This is a genomic window from Methylobacterium persicinum (assembly GCF_022179525.1).
Lineage (GTDB): Bacteria > Pseudomonadota > Alphaproteobacteria > Rhizobiales > Beijerinckiaceae > Methylobacterium > Methylobacterium persicinum.
In genome coordinates this window covers 38,549-59,677 of sequence record NZ_BPQX01000059.1, presented here as the reverse complement: position 1 = coordinate 59,677, position 21,129 = coordinate 38,549, and the positions used below count along the sequence as shown (strand labels likewise).

At 69.8% G+C, this 21,129-nt stretch carries 16 protein-coding genes and 1 tRNA gene; 6 read left to right on the top strand and 11 right to left on the bottom strand.

Features of this window, described 5'->3' with window-relative positions; genetic code table 11:
* On the top strand, positions 1-1,391 hold a 1,391-nt coding region (crtI, locus tag MFF22_RS22005), incomplete at its 5' end, for a phytoene desaturase family protein (protein WP_238252738.1).
* Positions 1,372-2,448 (top strand): phytoene/squalene synthase family protein, encoded by a 1,077-nt coding sequence (locus tag MFF22_RS22000; RefSeq protein WP_238252737.1) that lies wholly within the window; start codon positions 1,372-1,374, stop codon positions 2,446-2,448. The genes crtI and MFF22_RS22000, both read left to right, overlap by 20 nt.
* 16 nt (positions 2,449-2,464) lie before the next feature.
* On the opposite strand, the gene hemC is transcribed toward MFF22_RS22000, so the two are convergent.
* Positions 2,465-3,388 carry a hydroxymethylbilane synthase gene (gene hemC / locus MFF22_RS21995; protein ID WP_238252736.1) on the bottom strand — a complete coding sequence of 308 codons (924 nt, stop codon included), beginning with the start codon at positions 3,386-3,388 and terminating at the stop codon, positions 2,465-2,467.
* 192 nt (positions 3,389-3,580) lie between these two features.
* On the opposite strand from hemC, the gene MFF22_RS21990 reads away from it, so the two are divergent.
* Positions 3,581-4,495 (top strand): metallophosphoesterase, encoded by a 915-nt coding sequence (locus tag MFF22_RS21990; RefSeq protein ID WP_238252735.1) that lies wholly within the window; start codon positions 3,581-3,583, stop codon positions 4,493-4,495.
* 148 nt (positions 4,496-4,643) lie between these two features.
* Positions 4,644-5,096, top strand: coding sequence for an ABC transporter ATPase (locus MFF22_RS21985; RefSeq protein ID WP_238252734.1), 453 nt, complete (start codon positions 4,644-4,646; stop codon positions 5,094-5,096).
* 9 nt (positions 5,097-5,105) lie between these two features.
* Here MFF22_RS21985 and MFF22_RS21980 read toward each other — a convergent pair whose 3' ends face one another.
* Together MFF22_RS21980 and MFF22_RS21975 are read right to left on the bottom strand one after the other, a co-directional pair.
* A complete protein-coding gene (locus MFF22_RS21980) occupies positions 5,106-6,638 on the bottom strand; it encodes an acyl-CoA carboxylase subunit beta (RefSeq protein WP_238252733.1) in 1,533 nt (510 codons plus the stop codon).
* Between the two features lie 138 nt (positions 6,639-6,776).
* Positions 6,777-6,851, bottom strand: a tRNA-Val gene (locus tag MFF22_RS21975).
* A 180-nt stretch (positions 6,852-7,031) separates the two neighbouring features.
* Here MFF22_RS21975 and MFF22_RS21970 point away from each other — a divergent pair.
* Together MFF22_RS21970 and MFF22_RS21965 are read left to right on the top strand one after the other, a co-directional pair.
* Positions 7,032-7,361 carry an Rdx family protein gene (locus tag MFF22_RS21970; RefSeq protein WP_238252732.1) on the top strand — a complete coding sequence of 110 codons (330 nt, stop codon included), beginning with the start codon at positions 7,032-7,034 and terminating at the stop codon, positions 7,359-7,361.
* Positions 7,362-7,419: 58 nt separating this feature from the next.
* Positions 7,420-9,630 carry a sensor histidine kinase gene (locus MFF22_RS21965; RefSeq protein WP_370877531.1) on the top strand — a complete coding sequence of 737 codons (2,211 nt, stop codon included), beginning with the start codon at positions 7,420-7,422 and terminating at the stop codon, positions 9,628-9,630.
* Between the two features lie 253 nt (positions 9,631-9,883).
* On the opposite strand, the gene MFF22_RS21960 is transcribed toward MFF22_RS21965, so the two are convergent.
* From MFF22_RS21960 to MFF22_RS21925, 8 genes are read right to left on the bottom strand one after another with little or no spacing between them, the layout of a single operon-like run.
* Positions 9,884-11,029 (bottom strand): ABC transporter permease, encoded by a 1,146-nt coding sequence (locus MFF22_RS21960; protein ID WP_238252731.1) that lies wholly within the window; start codon positions 11,027-11,029, stop codon positions 9,884-9,886.
* Positions 11,026-12,042: an ABC transporter permease gene (locus tag MFF22_RS21955; RefSeq protein WP_238252730.1), complete on the bottom strand. Its 1,017-nt coding sequence runs from the start codon at positions 12,040-12,042 to the stop codon at positions 11,026-11,028. The genes MFF22_RS21960 and MFF22_RS21955 overlap by 4 nt, the downstream gene beginning before the upstream one ends.
* Entirely contained in the window at positions 12,039-13,934 is a 1,896-nt protein-coding gene (locus MFF22_RS21950) for an ABC transporter substrate-binding protein (RefSeq protein ID WP_238252728.1), read from the bottom strand. The genes MFF22_RS21955 and MFF22_RS21950 overlap by 4 nt, the downstream gene beginning before the upstream one ends.
* Positions 13,931-14,800 (bottom strand): hypothetical protein, encoded by an 870-nt coding sequence (locus tag MFF22_RS21945; RefSeq protein ID WP_238252727.1) that lies wholly within the window; start codon positions 14,798-14,800, stop codon positions 13,931-13,933. Before MFF22_RS21945 ends, MFF22_RS21950 begins: the two co-directional genes overlap by 4 nt.
* Complete coding sequence (locus tag MFF22_RS21940) at positions 14,800-16,641, bottom strand: ABC transporter ATP-binding protein (RefSeq protein WP_238252726.1); 1,842 nt, start codon at positions 16,639-16,641, stop codon at positions 14,800-14,802. The genes MFF22_RS21945 and MFF22_RS21940 overlap by 1 nt, the downstream gene beginning before the upstream one ends.
* Complete coding sequence (locus MFF22_RS21935; protein ID WP_238252725.1) at positions 16,638-18,560, bottom strand: glycosyltransferase; 1,923 nt, start codon at positions 18,558-18,560, stop codon at positions 16,638-16,640. Before MFF22_RS21935 ends, MFF22_RS21940 begins: the two co-directional genes overlap by 4 nt.
* Positions 18,557-19,816, bottom strand: a complete 1,260-nt coding sequence (locus tag MFF22_RS21930; protein ID WP_238252724.1) for a glycosyltransferase — start codon at positions 19,814-19,816, stop codon at positions 18,557-18,559. The genes MFF22_RS21935 and MFF22_RS21930 overlap by 4 nt, the downstream gene beginning before the upstream one ends.
* On the bottom strand, positions 19,813-21,048 hold the full coding sequence (locus tag MFF22_RS21925) for a glycosyltransferase family protein (RefSeq protein ID WP_238252723.1): 1,236 nt from the start codon (positions 21,046-21,048) through the stop codon (positions 19,813-19,815). Before MFF22_RS21925 ends, MFF22_RS21930 begins: the two co-directional genes overlap by 4 nt.
* Positions 21,049-21,129 lie beyond the last annotated feature (81 nt).

The window sequence follows — 21,129 nt, the reverse complement described above, 5'->3', positions numbered from 1 at the left end:
CGGTGCTGGAGCGCCTTGAGCAGCCGGGCGGACGCGCCCGCGTCCACCGCCGGGACGGTTTCACCTTCGATGCCGGGCCGACCATTGTCACCGCGCCGTTCCTGTTCGAGGAACTGTGGGAGCTGGCCGGGAAGAAGCTGTCCGACGACGTCACCATGGTGCCGATGGATCCGTTCTACCGGATCCGTTTCAGCGACGGTTCGTCCTTCAATTACAGCGGCGACCCGGAGAAGATGCGCGCCGAGGTTGCGCGCTTTTCCCCCGGGGATGTCGAGGGCTACGAGCGGTTCATGGCCCATGCCCGGGCAGTCTGCGCCCTGGGCTTCGAGCAGTTGGGTGACGTGCCCTTCGGCTCGATCGCATCGATGCTGAAGATCGCCCCCGATCTCCTGCGCCTGTCAGGGCACCGAAGCGTGCATTCGGTCGTCGCCCGCTTCATCCGGGACGAGCGCCTGCGCACGGTCTTCAGCTTCCATCCCCTACTCATCGGCGGCAATCCGTTCCGGGCGAGCGGCGTCTATTGCCTAATCGCCGATCTCGAACGGCGCTGGGGCGTGCATTTCGTCATGGGGGGCACGGGCCGCCTTGTGGACGGGCTCGTGCGGCTGATCCGCGGGCAGGGGGGGCGCCTCAGGCTCGGGGCCGAGGTCGCGGAAATCTGCGTCGAGGGTGGCGCGGCGGCGGGCGTGAGGCTCGCCGGCGGAGAGACGATTGCCGCCGACATCGTGGTCTCGAACGCCGACTCGGCGATGACACAGGGTCGGCTCCTGCCGCCGGCCCTGCGCTGGAGCCCCCGGCGGATGCGCCGGGCCCGGTCGTCGATGGGCCTGTTCGTCTGGTACTTCGGCACCCGCCGCCGCTACCCGAACGTGGCCCATCACACGATCTGCCTCGGCCCCCGGTACCGGGAGTTGCTCGCCGACATCTTCGACCGGAAGGTGCTGGCCGAGGATGCCAGTCTCTACCTTCACCGCCCCACCGCCACGGACGACGGTCTCGCCCCGCCGGGGCAGGATTGCTTCTATGTGCTGGCCCCCGTGCCCAATCTCGCGGGGGGACAGGACTGGGCCGCCCTGGCCGAGCCGTACCGCCGCCGGATCTCGGCGATGCTGGACGAGAGCGTGCTGCCGGGCCTCGAAGGCGAACTCGTGACGAGCTTCGTCACCACGCCCCAGGAATTCCAGGACGACTTCCTCAGCTATCGCGGCTCCGGCTTCGGCCTGGAACCCGTGCTGACCCAATCGGCGTGGTTCCGGCCGCATAACCGGTCATCGGTGCCGAACCTCTACCTCGTCGGCGCCGGCACCCATCCGGGCGCCGGATTGCCCGGCGTGTTGTCCTCCGCCCGAATTCTCGACCGCGTGGTGCCGGATGCCCGTGTTACGGCCTGAACCGATCCGCGCCGCCGACAGCGCGGCCTGTCAGACGGCGATCCGCGCCGGATCGAAGAGCTTTCACGCGGCGGGTCTTCTGCTCCCGCCATCGGTGCGCGAGCCCGCCCACGCCCTCTATGCCTTCTGCCGGCTGGCCGACGACCTCGTGGACAACACCGATGCGGCGGGCGGGCGGCTCGCGGCGGTGGCGTGGCTGCGCGAGCGCATCCGCCGGGCCTACGACGGCCATCCCGTCGACGACCCAGCCGACCGCGCCTTTGCCGCGACAGTGGCGGCGCACGCGATCCCCGAGGCGCTTCCCCTGGCGCTGGTCGAGGGCCTGGAATGGGATGCCCTGGGCCGCAGCTACCGGGATATCGGCGAGTTACACGCCTATGCGGGCAGGGTGGCAGGTTCGGTCGGGGCGATGATGGCCCTCATCATGGGCGTGCGCGAGGCGGAGGCCTTAGCCCGCGCCTGCGACCTCGGCGCGGCGATGCAGCTCACCAACATCGCCCGCGACGTCGGGGAGGATGCCCGGATGGGCCGCCTCTACCTGCCCCGTGACTGGCTGGACGCAGCCGGCATCGATGCGGAGGCGTTCCTGGCCGATCCGCGCCCGTCCTCTGCCCTGGCCGAGGTCGTCGCCCGCGTGCTCGCCGAGGCCGACCGGCTCTATGCCTGCGCGGAACCGGGCATCGCGGCGCTGCCGCCGCGCTGCCGCCCGGCGATCCGCGCCGCCTCCCGCATCTATGCCCGGATCGGCCGTGAGGTCGCGCGGAACGGCTATGACAGCGTGACCTGCCGGGCGAGGGTCGGCGGCCTCGCGAAGCTCGGCCATGCCCTCGGCGCCGCGGTGCCCCGCCCGACCGCCGGTCGGCTGGCTGACCCGCCTCTTGTGCAGACGGCGTTCCTCGTGGCGGCGGTCGTGGCCCATCCGGCGCCCCGGCCTTCGGCCGGTCTGCCGTCGTGGTGGGACCTGCGGGGACGGGTGCTTCACGTCCTCGATCTGATCGAGCGCCTCCGCGAGCGCGAGGCCTTCGCGCAGACCGCTCAATCAGAGATCGCGCGATAGGTCGACGGGGCACCCCCTATTGGAGGTGCCGCGCATAGGTGTCGCCGGCCTGGGCCTTGAGGGCCGCGCCGGCCTCCCGGCCAATGCGCTCCGCGTCGGCGATCGGACCTTCGCCCGAGGCGGCCCAGTGGCGGCTGCCGTCGGGGAGGAAGAGCAGGCCGTCGAGCCGGAGCATCCCGTCCGCGATCCGCGCCAGGGCGGCGATGGGCGTCCGGCAGGAGCCGTCGAGTTCCGCCAGGAGGGCGCGTTCCGCGGCGATGGCGGTGGTCGTCGTCTCGCAGGCGATGGGGGCGAGCAGCGCCCGGATCTCGGAATCGTCCGCCCGGCATTCGATCCCCAGGGCGCCCTGGGCAACGGCCGGCAGCATGGTCTCCACCGGCAGAATGCTGCGGGCCATGTCCTGAAGGCTCAGCCTCTGGAGCCCCGCAAGGGCCAGAAGCGTGGCGTCGCACTCACCGGATTCCAGCTTCCGCATCCGGGTGTTGGCATTGCCGCGCAGGGGGACGACCCGCAGGTCCGGCCGGTGCATCAACACCTGGGCCGCCCGCCGCAGGGACGAGGTGCCGACCCGTGCGCCCTCGGGCAGGGCGAGGAGGGTCTCGGCATGGGGGGAGAGGAACGCGTCGCGTGGATCGTCCCGCTCGAGGATGCAGGCGATGGCGAGCCCTTCGGGCAGCCATGTCTCGACATCCTTCATCGAATGCACCGCGACATCGACCGTATGGTCGAAGAGGGCCTGCTCCAGTTCCTTGGTGAACAGGCCTTTCCCGCCGATCTCCGAAAGGGGCCGGTCGAGGATCTTGTCCGCGACGGTCGTGACGACGACCAGTTCGGTCTCGAGGCCGGGATTGGCGGCCACGATCTTGTCCCGGACCATGCCCGTCTGGGCCAGGGCCATCGGGCTGCCGCGGGTGCCGATGCGCAAGGGGCGGTTCAGCATGTCTCGGGTGCGTCGCTTTCACGGACAAGGGGCTCGCCGGACCTTATAGAAGGCCTCGGCCGGCATCCATGACCTTGAGCAATCCGGTTCAGCCGTCGTCAACCGGCGGATGCGACTATCCGACCGCACGCCTCTGCGGTGTGACGCCCCGATGGGATCCGCGAAGCCCATGACACAGGACGGAACCCAGCCATGCTGATCCTGCCGAGCCGTCGCCAGGTTCTGACCGGGCTCGGCGCAGCGGTGGGTGTCGTGGGAGCCACCGGGGTCTATGCCTTCGACATCGAGCCCCTGCACCGCCTGATCGTCACCCGCTACGCACCGGATCTGCCCGGCTGGAAGGACGGGCCCGCCCTGCGCATCGCGGTGCTGGCCGACTTCCACGTCTGCGAACCGTTCATGCCCTTCGACCGGGTGGCGGAGATCGTCGAGACGACCAACGCCCTCAAACCCGACCTCATCCTGATGCTGGGCGACTACCCGGCCGGGGAGGTGGCGTGGCGCAAGCTTCCCCTGGCGGAGTTCGCAAAGCTCGCCGACACCCTGCGCGCGCCGCTGGGAACCTACTCGATCCTCGGCAATCACGATTGGTGGGACGACGAGCACACCCAGGTCTCCCTGGGCGGGACGCCGCAGGTCCGCCGGCTGCTGGAAGCCCGGGGGATCCCCGTCCTCCAGAACGATGCCCTACGCCTCACCAAGGACGGCAAGCCGTTCTGGATCGCCGGCCTCGGCGATCAGGAGCCGTTCAAGGGCCGAATGGAGGGGATGGACGACTTGCCCGGTACCCTTGCCAAGCTGACCGACGAAGCGCCGACGATCCTGATGGCCCACGAGCCGCATATCTTTCCGCAGGTACCTGACCGGGTGGCGCTCACCCTGTCCGGCCACACCCATGGCGGCCAGGTGCGCCTCTTCGGCCGCTCGCCGGCCATCCGGCGGATCGCCGGGCACGACCTCTCCTACGGCCACTGTACCATCGGGGGTCGGCACCTCATCGTGTCCGGCGGCTTCGGCGTCAGCCGGCTGCCCGTCCGCTTCGGCGTCCCTCCGGAAATCGTGATGGTGGAACTGGGACGATCCACTCCAGGCCCGGCCGCGGCCTGAGGCACCGTCACGGCGTGTTGTCCGTGGGAGGCGAGGCCCTTCACATCAAAGCCGTCAATGCGAGCGCAGTGATGTTGGGCGGTGAGGGAAGGGGCGACTGCGCCGTCGCGTCCATCCCATTTCCCGCAACGCGCGCTAGATTGATGGCATGCGCGCACTTCTTCTCCTTCCGATGCTCTGCCTCGCGGCTGGTGCCGCCCGGGCGGACGAATGCGAGACCTTGGTCTCCAAGATCGTGACCGAGACCGGGGCCAAGGTCGACCAGCAGCGGCCGGACTATGCCAGCTTCACCGCCGGCCCCGACATGACGCTGACCCTGGCCTGCGGCACGCCCGACCTGTCATCCGTCGGAGCGCAGTATCGCGGGGCCAACCCGCCTGAGGATTACTACGCGACCTTCGGCAAGGCCGGCCATGCCGTGACCGGCATCGACGCCACGACGATCACCGAAGCGGCCCACAAGGCGAAGGAGACCGCCAGCCGCATGCGCCACAGCAACGTCGACCTCGGCGGTGCCCGGGTGACCTGCTCGGCGATGGTCTCCCCCGACAAAGGGCCCCTGACGCTGTGCGCGGTGATCGAACACAGCGACAGGAGCTGACTATCCCGCTCAGAGCGGGATGTTGTCGTGCTTCTTCCAGGGCTGTTCCATCTTCTTGGTGCGCAGCATGCCCAGCGCCCGGGCGATACGGCGCCGGGTCGAGTGGGGCATGATCACCTCGTCGATGTAGCCCCGCTCGGCCGCCACGAACGGCGAGAGGAAGCGGCCTTCGTACTCGGCGGTGCGGGCGGCAATCTTGTCCGGGTCGCCGAGCTCGTTGCGGAAGATGATCTCCACCGCGCCCTTGGCGCCCATCACCGCGATCTGCGCGGTCGGCCACGCATAGTTCACGTCGGCGCCGACATGCTTTGACGCCATGACGTCGTAGGCTCCGCCGAACGCCTTGCGGGTGATGATCGTCACCAGCGGCACCGAGGCCTGGCTATAGGCGAAGAGCAGCTTGGCGCCGTGCTTGATCAGGCCGCCGTATTCCTGCGCCGTGCCCGGCAGGAAGCCCGGCACGTCCACGAAGGTCACGATCGGGATCGAGAAGGCGTTGCAATACCGAACGAATCGCGCCGCCTTCCGGGACGCGTCGGAGTCGAGCACGCCCGCGAGAACCAGGGGCTGGTTCGCCACGAAGCCGACCGTGCGGCCCTCGATCCGGCCGAACCCGGTGATGATGTTGCGGGCGTAGGCCCCCTGGATCTCGAAGAAGTCGCCCTCGTCCACCACCCGGCGGATCAGTTCGCCCATGTCGTAGGGCTTGTTGGGATTGTCGGGGATCAGGGTGTCGAGCGACATGTCGAGACGGTTCACGTCGTCGAAGGACTCGATCTCCGGCACGCCGTCGATGTTGTTGGCGGGGAGGAAGTCGAGGAGGCGGCGGATCTGCAGGATCGCCTCCACGTCGTTCTCGAACGCGCCGTCCGCGATGGAGGACTTGGACGTGTGGACCTTGGCGCCGCCGAGTTCCTCCGCCGTGACGACCTCGTTGGTGACGGTCTTCACCACGTCCGGCCCGGTGACGAACATGTAGCTCGTGTCGCGGACCATGAAGATGAAGTCGGTCATGGCCGGTGAGTAGACGTCGCCGCCAGCGCAAGGGCCCATGATCACCGAGATCTGCGGGATCACGCCCGAGGCCATGACGTTGCGGCGGAACACTTCACCGTAACCACCCAGCGCCGCCACGCCCTCCTGAATGCGTGCGCCGCCGGCGTCGAAGATGCCGATGATCGGCGCGCGCATCTTCAGCGCCATGTCCTGCACCTTCACGATCTTGGCGGCATGCGTCTCCGAAAGGGAGCCGCCGAACACCGTGAAGTCCTTGGAGAAGAGGAAGACTGTGCGGCCGTTGATGGTGCCCCAGCCCGTCACGACGCCGTCGCCGGGGATCTTCTGGTTCTCCATGCCGAAATCGGTGGAGCGGTGCTGCACGAACATGTCGAATTCCTCGAACGACCCGTGGTCGAGGAGGAGTTCGATGCGCTCCCGCGCCGTGAGCTTGCCGCGCTTGTGCTGGGCCTCGACGCGCTTCTCGCCCCCGCCGAGCCGCGCTTGGTCGCGACGCTCGGCAAGCTTGTCGAGGATGTCTTTCATGGTCGTCGTCCGCCCCTGGCCTGCCCAGCCGCCCGGTAGACCCGGATCGATCTTGAGCGTTTGCTGTCGAAGCGGCCTTAGCACGGGCATTCGGCCCGGCAAACCGATGCGAACGCTCACTGTGCGGGGGGGAGGTGATGGTGGACGGTGCAGGGATCGAACCTGCGACCTTTCCCGTGTGAAGGGAACGCACTACCGCTGTGCTAACCGTCCGTTCCGCAGCCCGATGGCGGCATGCTTGCCGTGCACGGAGCGCTCCGCGAAGGCCGGCCGAGGCCGCCCCGCGATCGGATAGCGGGCTTCTAGGGCGGTCTCCCCCACCCCGTCAAGCCGGGCAGGCGAGGATTGCAGGCCGCGGTTGACTTTCCTCGCTTGCGGGTGCGCTGTGCGGCCATGGGTGAGGTCGAAACGGGTCCGGTTTCGGGGGAGGCCACCGTGGGGGCTGCGACGCCGCGGCTTCGCGTGGCCATCACCTATTGCGTCCAGTGCAACTGGCTTTTGCGGGCCGCCTGGATGGCCCAGGAACTCCTTTCCACCTTCAAGGACGACCTTGCGGAGGTGTCGCTCGTCCCGGCGACGGGCGGAGCGTTTCGCATCGAGGCCGGAGGCACGCTCCTGTGGGAGCGGGTTCGGGACGGCGGCTTTCCGGACGTGAAAGCCCTCAAGCAACGGGTCCGCGACCGGCTCGACCCGGCCCGCGATCTCGGCCATATCGACAGGTGATGATGGTATCCTTCGCGCCAGGACGCAGCGTCAGCCGAAGTCCCGGAGCGTGCAGGCGGTGAGCCCGCGGCACGACCCCGAGAATGCCGCCGCCCTGCCGCCAGCGCGCCGGTCCAAACTCGCGCGCCGCCTCCATTGGTTCGGCCGGAACGGGTTTTCGACGCAGGTCTATCTGGTCGCGCTGGTGGTGGCGCTGATCGGCCCCAGCCTGCTGTTCACCGCCATCCTGCTGATGCGCTACGCCTCCGCCGAGCGGGCGCGGTTCGAACAGGATGCCCGGGAGAACGTGCGGGGCATCAGCCTTTCCCTCGACAGGGACGTGGCCGGGCTGGTCTCGGTCCTGCAGACCCTGGCGACGTCCCCCCGGCTGCGAGACGGTGACTTCGCGGCTTTCGACTCCCAGGCGCGGCTCGTGCGCGGCTCGATCGACCTCGACGTGCTCCTGCGCCGGCCGAACGGGCAGGAGGTGGTGAACACCGGCGTGCCCCGGGGTGCGCCCTTGCCCGTGGCGCCGCTGCCGATCGATGGGGAAATCGGAAAGGGTCAGGTTCGCGCACTGGTCAGCGGATACGTCGCGGCGATGAACTCGGACGATGCGAGCTACGCCGTAGGCGTCCCGGTGATGGTGGACGGCGAAGTCGCCTACATCCTGAGCTTCACCGTGCCCCTGTCCCGCCTTCAGGGCATCCTGGCCCGGGAGGTGGTGCAGGGTTGGACAACGGGTATCTCGGACCGGAACGGTATCGTCCTGGCCCGGCTGCCGGATCCCGGTTCCGTGGTCGGTCACCCCCGCCTCGCCACCCTCCGGCAGAGCCAGACCGGGACCGCGGGCGTCTGGGAGGGGCAGGACCGGCAGCGCCGGCCGGTGGTCGTCATCGAGGCGCGTTCGCGCCTCACCGGCTGGACGGTCGCCACCAGTATCCCGCAGACCATCGTCGACGCCCGCGTCCGGCGTTGGGTCTGGGCTTTTGCCGGATTCGGCCTGCTCGTCCTCGCGACCTCCTCGGTGCTCGCGGTGAGCCTGTGGTCGCGGGTCACGCGCCCCCTCCGGCAGCTCGCGGCGTCCGGGCCGGCGCTGGCCCGGGGCGAGGCGATCCCGCGGGTGGAATCGCCTGTCCACGAGATTCAGCGCCTTGGCACGGTCCTGTCGGACGCGTCGTTGCGGATCCGCACCCGTGAGGAGGAGCGCGACCGCGCCCTCGCCGAGACGAAGCTCGGCCTGTCGGCCCTGAGGGAAAGTGAGGCCCGGTTCCGTCACATGGCGGACTCGGCTCCCGCGCTCATCTGGATGACCGACGAGACCGGCGAGGTGAGCTTCGCCAACCTGCATTTCGACCACATGTTCGGGATGCCGGCCGCCGCCCTCGCCGGCGCCGGCTGGGAGCGGATCATCCACCCCGACGACCTCGAGACCTTCCGAGGCACCTTCGAGGAGGCGTTCGCCGCCCGCGGCCCCTTCCGCCTGGAGACCCGCATCATCGACCGGACCGGGGCCGTGCGCTGGCTGCGCTGTGAGGGCGTCCCCCGGCTCGACGATGGCCAACGGTTCCTCGGCTATACCGGCTGCAACGTGGACATCACCGACGCCAAGCTGGCGGAGGAGCATCTCCTCCTGCTGATCCACGAACTGAACCATCGGGTGAAGAACACCCTCGCCACGGTGCAGTCCATCGCGGCGCAATCCCTGCGCGGCCTCGACGGTCCCGAGGCCGAGACCGCGCGGGCGGCCTTCGAGGCCCGCCTCCTTGCCCTGGCCCGGGTCCACGACGTGCTCACCAAGGAAAGCTGGGAGGGGGCGGAGCTGTCGGCCGTGGTGGCGGATGCGATCCGGCCCCTCGATGGCGGCGGGGGCACAGTCTCTCGCTTCCGCGTCAGCGGTCCGCCCCTGCGGCTGCCGCCGCGGCTCGCCCTGTCGATCGCGATGGCGTTGCACGAACTCGGGACCAACGCCGTGAAGTACGGCGCCCTCTCCAACGAGGCGGGTACGATCTCCATCGACTGGACCGTGCGGCGCGGTGAGCAGACCATGCTGCTGATGCGCTGGCGCGAGAGCGGCGGCCCGCCCGTCACGAAGCCCACCCGCACCGGCTTCGGCTCCCGGCTCATCGAGCGCAGCCTCGCCCGGGAGCTCGCCGGCGAAGTGAACCTCAATTACGAGCCGACGGGTGTGGTCTGCATCATCGAAGCACCCATTCCTCCGCCGGGACTGCTGGAGCGGAAGACGGTGGCGGCTCCCGCGCGGATTGCTCCGCTGCCGCTCGCTGGGTGAATATTGAGGCGAATAGGGAGTAGCGAATAGCGAATAGCGGCCGTCGCGAATGGTCGGATCGCTTCCTCTCCTCCGTCATTGCGAGCGAAGCGAAGCGACCCAGGGATCCGCCACACTCGGAGACGTCCCGCTGCCCTGGATTGCTTCGCTGCGCTCGCAATGACCGAGACGCTTGATGACCTCACGGTTCCAAGGAGGCCTCTGAGGTCATCCCCCTTTTGCTATTCGCTACTCCCTACTCCCTATTCGCTCCTCACTGATACGGATCTGCCGCATCCCGCAGCCCGTCGCCCACGAAGTTGAAGGCCAGCACCGTCACCAGCACGGGCACCACCGGCAGGAGCAGCCACGGGTAGAGCTGGACGGCGGCGAGGTTCTGGGCGTCGTTGAGGAGCACGCCCCAGCTCGTCACCGGCGGCCGCAGGCCGAGGCCGAGGAAGGAGAGGGCCGTCTCGCCCAGGATCATCGTGGGAATCGACAGGGTCGCCGAGGCGATCAGGTGGCTCATGAAGTTCGGGATCAGGTGCCGGCCGATGAGGCGGGCCGGCGACGCGCCCATCAGCTCCGCCGCCTGGACGAAATCCTCCTCCCGGAGGGCGAGCAGCTTGCCGCGCACCGCCCGGGCGAGGCCGGGCCAGTCGAGCAGGCCGAGGATGATCGTGATCCCGAAGAAGACGAGGAGCGGGCTCCAGTTCGCCGGGAGGGCCGCCGAGAGTGCGAGCCAGAGCGGCAGTTCCGGGATTGACCGGACGATTTCGATCAGCCGCTGCACGGCGGCGTCGGCGAAGCCGCCGAAATAGCCGGCAATGCCCCCGAACAGGAGGCCGAGGGCGAAGGAGATCGCCACGCCCACGAGGCCGATCGTGAGGGAGATCCGGGTGCCGTAGACGATCCGCGAGAACAGGTCGCGCCCGAGGCGGTCGGTGCCAAGAAGGAACAGTGTGCCGCCCTCGGGCGGGCAGACGAGATGGAAATCGCTGTGGACGAGGCCGAGCCAATCGTAGCCATCGCCCCGGCAGAGAAATCGCAGGGGTTTCGGCGTGTCCGTCTCCGACCGGTAGTCCCGGCGGAACGTGTCGAGGTCGAGATGCGACCGGTAGGGATAGACGAAGGGGCCGACGAAGCGCTCCCCATGGAACAGGTGCACGCCCTGCGGCGGTGCGAAGAGGAAGTCGCCGTCGCGCCGGGCTTGCCCATAGGGGGCGATCATCTCCACGAAGGGGATCAGCGCATAGAGGAAGAGCAGGACCAGGGCGAAGGCGAAGGCGAGGCGATGGCGCACGAACTTCCGGGCGATCAGCCGCCACGCGGATGACGTGCCGGCAGGGTCGTCGGCCCGCTCGTCGGGCGTGAAGGGGGCCGGATCGACGAAATGCCGGCCCTGGAGCATCCCGCTCATCGGAGCCCCATGCGGATGCGCGGGTCGAGCCAGACCAGGGTGAGGTCCGAAATCAGCATGCCGACAAGGGTCAGGCCCGCCACGAACATCAGGATGAAGCCCGCCATGAACTGATCCTGGTTGCGCAGCGCTTCCAGGAGCAGGGGCCCGACGGTCGGCAGGCTGAGGACCAGCGACACCAGAACCGAGCCCGAGACGAGATGCGGCAGCAGGTTGCCGATATCCGCCACGAACGGGTTCAGCGACATCCGGAACGGGTATTTCAGCAGGGCGCGGGTGGGGGGCATGCCCTTGGCCCGGGCCGTCACCGTGTAGGGCTTGGCGAGCTCATCGAGGAGGTTCGCCCGCATCCGGCGGATCATCGCCGCCGTGCCGCCGAGGCCGATCACTAGGGTCGGTACGACGAGGTGGGCTAGGAGCGAGCGGATCTTCTCCCCGTCCCATGGCTGATTGGTGAGGGCGCTGTCGTAGAGTCCGCCGATGGACAGCCCGAACCAGCGGTTCGCGTAGAACAGCATGATCAGGGCGAGGAGGAAGCCCGGCACGGCGAGGCCGACATAGCCCAGCACGGTGACGACCGCGTCCCCCACCGTGTGCCGGTGCGTGGCCGAGTAGATCGCCGCCGGGATCGCCACGAGATGCACGAAGATCAGGGCCGTCACGTTGACGAGGAGGGTCAGCCAGAGGGCGTCTCCGACCACGTCGGCCACCGGCTTGTCGTATTCGAACGACCAGCCCCAATCACCCTCCAGCAACCCGGAGAAGCCCGCCGGGCCCGGCATCAGCCCGACCCAAATGAGGTATTGCTGCCAGACCGGGCGGTCGAGGCCGTATTGATGGATCAGCAACTCGGCCTTAGCGACCGAGCCGGCCTCACCGGTCGCCCGCAACTCCATGATGCGGTTCGTCAAATAATCCCCCGGCGGGAGCTTGATGACGAAGAAGATCAGTGCCGAGATCACCAGCAGGGTGACCGACATCGTCAGGAGGCGCCGGAGGACCTGGCCGATCATTCGGCCTGCGCCCGCTGATCGGCGGCGTCGTCCCAGAAGACTTCGTCCAGGCGTTGCACGCCGATCATCGCGGTGGGCTCCCAGGAGTAGAGGGCTTTGGCGGGCAGGTTGACCAGCCGGTCGGCGGTGACGACGGGCTGCAGGGCACCGGCCACCGTGCCGATCACCCAGGTGTTCCTGGCGTGGTTCATCAGCATCTCGCGCCAGATCGCGGCCTGCTTGCCGGCGTCGTCCGTGTCGCGCCATTGCCTGTCGAGGTCGATGAGGCGCTGCACCTCAGGGAGGTCGCAGGCTTCGCCGCTGCGCCCGTGGCTCTCGACGTTCAGGGACCAGCGCGGCCAGGAATAATGGTCCGGCTGCGCCGGGCTCAGTTCGGTCGGGGGCATGATCGCCGTCGGCACCGCGAGGTCGAGGCCTTGCGCCGCGACCATCACCGTCAGCCCGCCGAGCGACCGGCGACGGAGGTTGCTGCGCTCCTGCGGCTTGGCGACCAGGCGGATCCCGACCTCGCGCCAGAATTCCGCGATGAGGGTCAGGGCGTCGAGGATCTCGCCGGCCTCGCCGTCGCTCTCCACGACGATCTCCAGGGGGCGCCCGTCGGCCATCACGCGGATGCCTGTTCCGTCGCGCCGGTCGAGCCCGGCCTCGTCAAGTAAGCGGATCGCCTGAGCCGGATCGTAGGTCGCGTTCAGGGTGCGCAACTCGGGCGAGAAGAGCGGCGAGTCGGCCACCACCGTATCGTTGCCCTCCGTGCCGAGGCCGAAGAGCAGAGTGTTGTTGAGCGTCCGCCGGTCCACCGCCAGGGACAGGGCGTGGCGGAAGCGGATGTCGCGGTTCAGGACGCGAAAGGCCGGGTCGAGGGTGGTTAGGTTGGGATAGAGGGCGATTTCCGAACCACGCGCCACCGGCCACAGGTTGGTGCGGTAGCGGTGAACCTTCTCGCCCTCCTTGAGGCTCGGGATGTCGGGCATCGTCAGGCCGCGGAACATCAGGTCCGCCTCGCCGGCGTTGGTCTTGGCGACCATCAGCCCACTGGATGCCACGTCCATGACGATGCGGTCGATGTACGGAAGCTGCGTACCCGCCGTATCAAGCCGGTGGTAGCTGCGATTGCGCTCGAAGGCGAAGCGCGTCGCGGGCGAGCGCGTGCGGGGCACCCACGCCTGGAGCGTCGGGCAATCCGGGTTCATCAGTTCGTAGTTGTCGTCGAGCCTGTTGTGCAGGGCCGCCCAGCTGCGGAGCTTCTGGGCCTTGGCCGCCGCCTCCGCGGCCTCCTTGCCGACGTAGCGGGGGTGGAACGGCTTGAGGTAGTGCGCCGGCCGGTAGATCAGCGGGTCGCGGGGGGCGGCCAGGGCCGGCAGGAACATCGGGTTCGGCCGGTCCCAGGTGTAGCGGACGGTGCGCGGATCGGGATACTCGACCTGTGGCGGCTTGCCCTCGACGAGGAAGAAGGCGGGCGGCCCTTCCGGGCTCAGCTCCTTCTCGTTGGCGACATCTTCCCAGTAGTACCGGAAATCCTCGCTGGTGAATGGGTGCCCATCCGACCAGCGGTGTCCCTCCCGCAGGGTGAAGGTGAAGCGTCCGCCCTGGACATCGACACGTTCCAGCACGTCCGGCCGCAGGTCGAGGGCTGCGTCGTAGCCGACGAGGCGGGTGTAGCCGTAGACAGAGAGGTAGCGGACGTCCCGCGCCTTCGCGATCAGGGTGCGGACCGTGCCGCCGGCCTTTCCGAGGCGCCGGCCGTGGGCGGCGAGGTCGGCCACGAAAGGCGCCGCAGGTGGAGCGGGGACGTCCTCTGCAAACGCGCGGCGGGGAAGCAGCGAGGCCGCGGCGACGCCTGCGAGGAGGGTGCGTCTCGACAGGCCGGGCCCGTCTCGCCCTCCGCCGGTCACGACCCGCCCCCGTGCAACTGGACATAGGTCAGGCGGGCCGGCGAATATCCCGTGGCCCCGTGCATGTCGTCGAAGGCATGGGACCGGGCGATCAGGGAAGCGGCCTCGCGTGCGCCGGCATCCTCCGCGGGCTGCTCGAAGGGACGGCCGTTGCGGATCCATCGGATCGGCTCGGGGGCGCCGTCCAGGGTGGTGATCATCGCGATGGTGGGATAGGCGGGGCCGCCATGGGCGTGGATCCGGTGGGCCGCCACGTCGTCGTCGAACAGCAGGCGGGTGAGCCCGCGGGCATGGGCCTCGACCACCCGGCGGGCCTGGGAGACGTGATCGTCGAAGAACGCCACCGTCGCCGCAGGGTCGATCATCGACCAGTCGGCACCGGCCCAGTCATCCCGGCTGTAGCGGGCCCGGGGATCCCGGTACTGGAGCCCTGACAGGTCGGGGTCGTGGCAGAAGATTTGGGCGTCAGGACAGGCCTGCCGGATCACCCAGGTGGTCAGGCCACGGAACACCCCGGACTCGATGACGAAGCGCGGGCTCAGCACCCGCATCGCCCCGTAAAGTTGCAGGGCGCCGTTGAACCCGCTGCCGCCGCGCCGCTGGCGCACGGGCGCGGTGGGAATGAGATGCCAGAACGTCTCGACGATGGCCCGGACGTCCTCGTCGGCCCCGAGCCCGGAGGCACTCAGGTCCGCTCGCAGGGTGTCCGCCGCCGCATCGAGGAGCCGGGTGACCTCCCGGGGGGATGTCGGCCGATGGCTCCAGTCCGGGGAGGCGGGCACGAGATCGTAGCCGAGCCGGTCGAACAGGGGGCCGAGGACCTTCCTCCGCAGGCGTTCGAGGACGATGGGGGGCCGGGGCTGCATCAGGCCGCCTTCTGGGCGGCAAGGTAACTGAGGCGCACGCGGTGTCCCTCCTCGATCTCCACCATGGTGCCCGCCTCCTCCGGGGCGAGCCGGTACGGCTCCGGCCAGCGGACCGGGTTCGAGGCGTCCCCCGTCACCTTGCGGAAATCCAGGGGGTGGTCGAGGCTTGGGTCGGGAACGGCGGCGAGCAGGGCCCGGGTGTAGGGATGGACCGGCCGCCGGAACAAAGCCTCGCGGCCGGCTTCCTCGACGATCCGGCCCCGGCACATGACGCTGATCGTATCGGCCATATAGTCCACCACCGCGAGGTTGTGGGACACGATGAGGTAGGAGAGACCGAGCGCCTTCTGCAGATCCTTCAGCAGGTTGAGGATCTGTGCCTGGACCGAGACGTCCAGCGCCGAGACCGGTTCGTCCAGGACCAGGAGGCGTGGTTCGAGGCTCAGCGCCCTGGCGATGCCGATGCGCTGGCGTTGGCCCCCGGAGAAGGCGTGCGGGTACCGGTTCAGCGCCGAGGCCTCCAAGCCGACCATGGCCATCAGCTCGGTACACCGCGCCCTCCGGACGCCCTGCGGCACGCCGTGGATCTCCATGGGCTCGGACAGGATCTGCCGCACGGTCATGCGCGGATCGAGGGAGGCATAGGGGTCCTGGAATACGAACTGGACGGTGCGGCGATAGGCGAAGAGGGCCTCCCCCGACAGGGCGTGCACATCCCGAGGCCCGGCGCCCCCGTCGAACAGGATGCGCCCTTCATCGGGTGCCAGGGCCCGCATGATCATCTTGGCGACGGTCGTCTTGCCCGAACCCGATTCGCCGACGAGGCCCAAGGTGCGGCCGCCCTCCAGGCTCAGCGATACGTCGGCCACCGCCCGCACCGTCCGCGGCGGGGCGAAGAACCGGCCGGCCCGCAGGGTAAAGGTCTTGCTGACGCCCTCGACCTGCAGCACCGGACCTGACAGGCTCTGGGCCTCCCGGGCAGGGGGGATCGTCGCCCTGGCCGGGCGGATCGGGGTCAGGCGCTCGCCGGGCGCCATGTCGAAGCGCGGCACGGCCTCGATGAGCGCCTTGAGATAGGGATGGCCGGGCCGCCGCAGGACCTCGGTCTTGGGCCCCGATTCCACCAGCCGGCCCTGGTAGAGCACCGCCACGTCGTGAGCGATGTTGGCCACCACGCCAAGATCGTGGGTGATGAGCAGGATCGCCATGCCGGTCTCGTCCTGGAGCCGGCCGAGGAGGGCGAGGATCTGCGCCTGAGTGGTGACGTCGAGGGCGGTGGTCGGCTCGTCGGCGATCAGCAGGGCGGGCCGCATGATCAGGGCCATGGCGATCATCGCCCGCTGGCGCAGGCCGCCGGACAATTCGAACGGGTAGGTCCGCAGGGCCCGCTTCGGATCGGGGAAGCCGACCTTCCTCAGGGCCTCCGTCGTCCGGGCGTCGGACTCCTGGCGGTCGGCGCCGGTATGGACCCGGAGGGCCTCGCCGATCTGATCGCCCACCGTGTGGAGCGGCGACAGGCAGGTCATCGGCTCCTGGAAGATCATGGCGATCCGACGCCCGCGGATGGAGCGGATCAGGGAACCCTCTTCGCGCAGGCTCGCGAGATCGACGGGCTTTCCCTCGCCGGTGAAGAGCATCTGCCCGCGGGTGATCTCGGCCGAGCGCGGCAGGATCCGCAGGATCGCCTGCGCGGTGACCGATTTGCCCGAACCCGATTCCCCCACGAGCGCGAGGGTTCGGCCCCGGGGAATGTCGAGGGACAACCGATGAAGCGCCTCGAACCGACCCGAATCGGTACGGAAGGCGACGGAGAGGTCGCGGATCGACAGGAGCGCGTTCAACCGGCCCTCGGGCGTTCGGCTGATAGGGAGATAGGCGGCGGCATTCCCGAGTCCATCATCGAACCGAACAGGTCGCGCGGATCGTGCCACCGTACCGCCGGATGGTCGAGGAGGGGGAGGAGATCCGCGATGAAGTCCCACACCGCCTCGTCATGGGCGAGATGGTGGGTGAGGAGGCCGAGCCGTCCGGCCAACCCTTCCTCGGCATGGGCCGCGATGGCCGCGAGAATCGTCTCCGGATCGCGCAGGGAGCGCGTGCCCCGCCAGTCGATGACGTCGAGCGCGGCATCAGCGCGGGCAAGCCCGGGCACGAATGCTCCCCCCGCCGCGGAAAGACCTCCGTAGCCGAGGCGCGGGAGTTCGGCTGCAAGGTCCGGCGCGATCCGGTTCCAGGGCGGCACGAAGACCGGCAGGAGCAGATCCTCCGGCAGCCGCTCCCGGGCGAGGCGGTGGGCGTCCAAGGCGTCCCGGCACAGGTCGGTGAGGGGCCGGTGAGGGCCGAACTCGGCGGATTTCTGGCCGGGCGGCGCATGGTTCTCGTGGGCGAGGCCGTGCACCGCGAGGGTGACACCCTCCGACTGCGCCAACCGGCGATTCAGGGAGGCTTCGGTCCGCGCCGGGATCGCCGCGATAAGGATGGGCCGGCCGGCCGCAAGGGCGAGGAGCCGGTCGAGGGCGGGCGTGGCCGCCACCGCGTCGTCGTCGCGCCACCACAGATGCACCGACCGTCCGGCCTCGGCGGCGCGGTCGAGGGCCCTGCGGAGACGGTCTGCTTCTCTTCCCCGCGCCCTGTGGCGCTGATTGCGAAGCGCTTGCACGATGGCGACGGTGCGGGTGCTGCCATCGAGGGCGGGGCCACCGGGATTAGGTTGCGGGCTGCGGAGGGCCGAAAGGACCGCCGCGAGGAGGGTCTCCGGCGAGAGGGCGTTCTCCGGCACGATCCGGGCCAGGCCCATTGCGGCGAGGCGTTCCGCCCGCAACCGCTGTTCGGTCTCGCGGCCGGCCTCGAACGGGACGAGCACCGCCGGCGTCCCCGTCACCATCAGGTCGACGGCGGTGTTGTAGCCGCATTGGCTCACGGAGACTGCGGCCCCCGCCATGAGCGCGCGGTAATCCGGTCGCGCCCGCATCACCGTGTCCGGTGGAAGCCCTTGCGACAGGCGGGCCAGTTCGGCATCGGGCACGAAATGGCCGACGAGGATGCGCCAGCCGAGATCGGGGCGCAGCCGCGCGGCGGCGATGGCTGCCCGGAACAGGTCGAGCCCCGCTGCGCTCGATCCGGCCGCCACGAGGACGCCCTCCCGACGATCGGGCGCCTGGACCGCACCGCCCTCGTCCACATAGCCGGTATAGCGCAGCATCCCCGCGAGGCCGGGATCGACCGGCCACGATGCGTCAAGGGGTGCAAGCGCCGGATCGCCGTGGACGAGGACGGCGTCGTAGAGAGCCGCGACCCGCGCATGGGCCTCATCGACTTTGGACCGACGGTCCGGTGGCACGAGGATGTCGCGCACGGATGCGAGGATCAGCGGCCGCCCCGGCTGGTTACGGGCGGCCTGTACCAGCGCCATGAACTCGTCCGCGAGCCCCCGGCGGCCGAAGGGGAACAGTTCCGTAAGCACCGCGTCCGGCCGGAGGGTGGACAGGGTATCGAGGAGAAGCGCCTTGCGGTCCGCGAAGACCTGCGAGCCGGCCGTCTCGCCGTCAGGTCCGATCAGTCTCGCGAAATCGAAGCCCTGGATCCGCAGGGGCGGAAGCTGCACGAGACGCACGCTGTCGAGCCGCACCAGCGGCGCCAGGCGGCCCCCGGACACCAGGACGGTCTCGTGCCCCGCCGCCGCGAAAGCCCGGGCCAGGGCGGCGGCGCGGGTCAAATGGCCGGCCCCGAGGAGATGCGTGACGGCGATCAGGACCCTCACGCCGCCTCCTCCCGTGCGGTCAGGATGATGCCCGCCGAGGCAGCGAGGCGGCCCGCGATGAGAGTGATCCCGGCCGCCTCGGAGAAGTCCTGCACGAGCCGGTGGCGGGCGGCACGGCCGAGGCGATGCCTCCGCTCCGGCTCGGCAGCGAGGGCTTGCAGCGCCCGGGCGAGGGCTTCCGGTTCACCCGGCGGCACCAGCACGCCGTGCACCCCGTCGTCGATGAATTCCGGCGTCCCGGCGAAGGCGGTGGCGAGGATCGGGAGTTCCTGGCTCGCCGCCTCCATGAGGACGTTGGGCAGCCCGTCCCGGTCTCCCCCGGGCGCCGGCTTCGTCGGGAGCACGAACAGGTCAGCCTCACGCATCGCCGCGATGATGTCGGGTTGGGGAAGCGCGCCGCGGAAGGCGACCCGGTCCCCGAGTCCGTGCTCCTGCGCCAGGGTCTGCAACTTGCTGCGCAGCTCGCCGCCGCCGATCAGGGCGAGCCGCCAATGCAGTCCGGCGGGGAGGGCGGCCAGGGCCGCGAAGAGGTCGTCATGCCCCTTCTTGGCAACGAGCCGGCCGACGCAGAGTAGCCGCAGAGGTGCGACCGGATCGGACCCATCCCGCGCGGGGCGCATGGCGGGCGGATCCGGGAAACGTCCGAGATCGAGGCCGTGATAGGCCAAGCGAGTGCGGCCGGGCGCCAGGGCGTCGAGGCGCGCGAGCCCATCGCGGGTGCACGTCACCCCCCAGTCCGCCGCCGCGAGCTTCTCCGAAAGCTCCCATGCGGGGGTCGTCCAGATGTCCTTGGCGTGGGCGGAGAAGCTCCAGCCCCGGCCGGTGAGCAGGGACGTGTAGCGGACGACGCTGCCGGGCGTGTGCAGGAAGTGGACATGGAGGTGGCTCACCGCGGGATCGACCTCCCGGGCGAGGACCAGCGCCTGCCCGAGCCGCCGCAGCCGTGAGGCAGTCGGATCGCGCCGCAAGTCGCGGAGGAAGAGGCGGATGAGCGCCGCGAAGCGTGGCCGGCGGCAAGCCCAGGCCAGGCCCCGCAGGACCCGGCGGGGATCGTCCCTGAGGTATTCCGGCAGGTAGGCGACCCGGGCGGAGACCGCGGCGTGCATCGGGTGCCGGAACCGGTCCGTCGGCTTGCGCAGGGACCAGATGTCGATGGCTAGTCCCCGTCGTTCGAGGGCGAGGATCTCCTGGGCGATGAAGGTCTCCGAGAGGCGCGGGTAGCCCTTGAGCACCACGGCGATGCGCGGACCGCTCATGAGATGGCCCGGCAGGGCAGCGCGGACTCTACGGGCACCAGCCGCCGGACCCGGCGGACCACCGCCTCCAACCCATCGAGCAGACCCGGTACGACGACCCGGGAGGGCTCGGGTTGCCCCGGCAGGGCGCGCAGGGCGGCGGCCATCCGTTCGGGCTCCGTCCCGTCCTCTTCCATCAGCACGCGGACGAGGCCGAGCTTCTCCGCCGCGAGGGCCCGGATCGCCTGCTCCCGGCGAGGTTCGGTCCGCGGCACGAGGATGGCGGGGCGGTCGAAGGAGAGGATCTCACAGAACGTGTTGTAGCCGCCCATGGCGACGACTCCCGTCGCCTTGCGCATCAGGCATTCGATCTCGCTATCGAAGGTGATCGCACACACGCGGCCCTCCAGGGCGGCGATTCGCCTGGCGAAGCCTTCCCGGAGGCCGGGGTCCAGGAACGGTCCGAAGGCGACGAGGCAGGGCAGGGGAATGCCGGGATCGTGCTCGTGGGCGGCAATCACCCATTCGATCAGCGCCGCGCCGTCGCCGCCGCCGCCCGTCGTGACCAAGAGGAACGGCCCTGCGGCCATGACCGGCTCCAGACGGCCGGATCGGATCTCCGGAATCGGCCGGCGCAGATAGCCGGTATAAGTCAGCCGCCCGGCGACCCGGGCGGCGATGTCGGGCGGCAGCGCCAGCCCGGCCAGCGGCTCGTGGATTCGGCTGAGCCCGTAGACCCAGATCTCGTCGTAGAAGCGGTCCATCGCCTCGACGGCGCCCTTGCGCTGCCATTCGGGGGCCAGACGGTCGGCCTCGTCCAGGACGTCGCGCAGGCCCAGCACCAGCTTGGTGCCCCGCTCCGCTTCGCGCTCAAGGATCGGGATCATCTCGCCGTGGAAGCCGCAGGGCTCCTTGTCGACGATCACGATGTGCGGGCGGAACGCCTCCGCGGTCCGCGCGATCACCGCCATGCGCTCCGCCACGGTGTCGGACAGGAGGCCCGTCGCGCCGCTGGCGTAACTCCCGTCGGCGAGCTTCGTCACGGGGGGCAGGCGCACCGTCCGAACCTCCCGGGCGAAGGCGTAACGATCGACCACCGGCGATCCGGACACGATCACGACCCTCGCGCCGGGACAGGACGCGACGATGGCGTGCGCGATGGCCCGCGACCGGCGCAGGTGCCCGAGGCCGAACGTGTCGTGGCTGTAGATGAGGACGCGCAGGGTCGATGCCCCGTCCCTCCCGTCCGTCACGGGCGCCTCCGGCGGAAGAGACACCCGCCTTCGCACGGGATCGGCGGTGCTCCGCGGCGGGATTGTGCGGACGATGACCCC

Coding starts and splice junctions, on each gene's coding strand:
- MFF22_RS22000 (WP_238252737.1), top strand. CDS start 1,372: ATGCCCGTGTTACGGCCTGAACCGATCCGCGCCGCCGACAGCGCGGCC.
- hemC (WP_238252736.1), bottom strand. CDS start 3,388: ATGCTGAACCGCCCCTTGCGCATCGGCACCCGCGGCAGCCCGATGGCC.
- MFF22_RS21990 (WP_238252735.1), top strand. CDS start 3,581: ATGCTGATCCTGCCGAGCCGTCGCCAGGTTCTGACCGGGCTCGGCGCA.
- MFF22_RS21985 (WP_238252734.1), top strand. CDS start 4,644: ATGCGCGCACTTCTTCTCCTTCCGATGCTCTGCCTCGCGGCTGGTGCC.
- MFF22_RS21980 (WP_238252733.1), bottom strand. CDS start 6,638: ATGAAAGACATCCTCGACAAGCTTGCCGAGCGTCGCGACCAAGCGCGG.
- MFF22_RS21970 (WP_238252732.1), top strand. CDS start 7,032: ATGGGTGAGGTCGAAACGGGTCCGGTTTCGGGGGAGGCCACCGTGGGG.
- MFF22_RS21960 (WP_238252731.1), bottom strand. CDS start 11,029: ATGAGCGGGATGCTCCAGGGCCGGCATTTCGTCGATCCGGCCCCCTTC.
- MFF22_RS21955 (WP_238252730.1), bottom strand. CDS start 12,042: ATGATCGGCCAGGTCCTCCGGCGCCTCCTGACGATGTCGGTCACCCTG.
- MFF22_RS21945 (WP_238252727.1), bottom strand. CDS start 14,800: ATGCAGCCCCGGCCCCCCATCGTCCTCGAACGCCTGCGGAGGAAGGTC.
- MFF22_RS21930 (WP_238252724.1), bottom strand. CDS start 19,816: ATGAGCGGTCCGCGCATCGCCGTGGTGCTCAAGGGCTACCCGCGCCTC.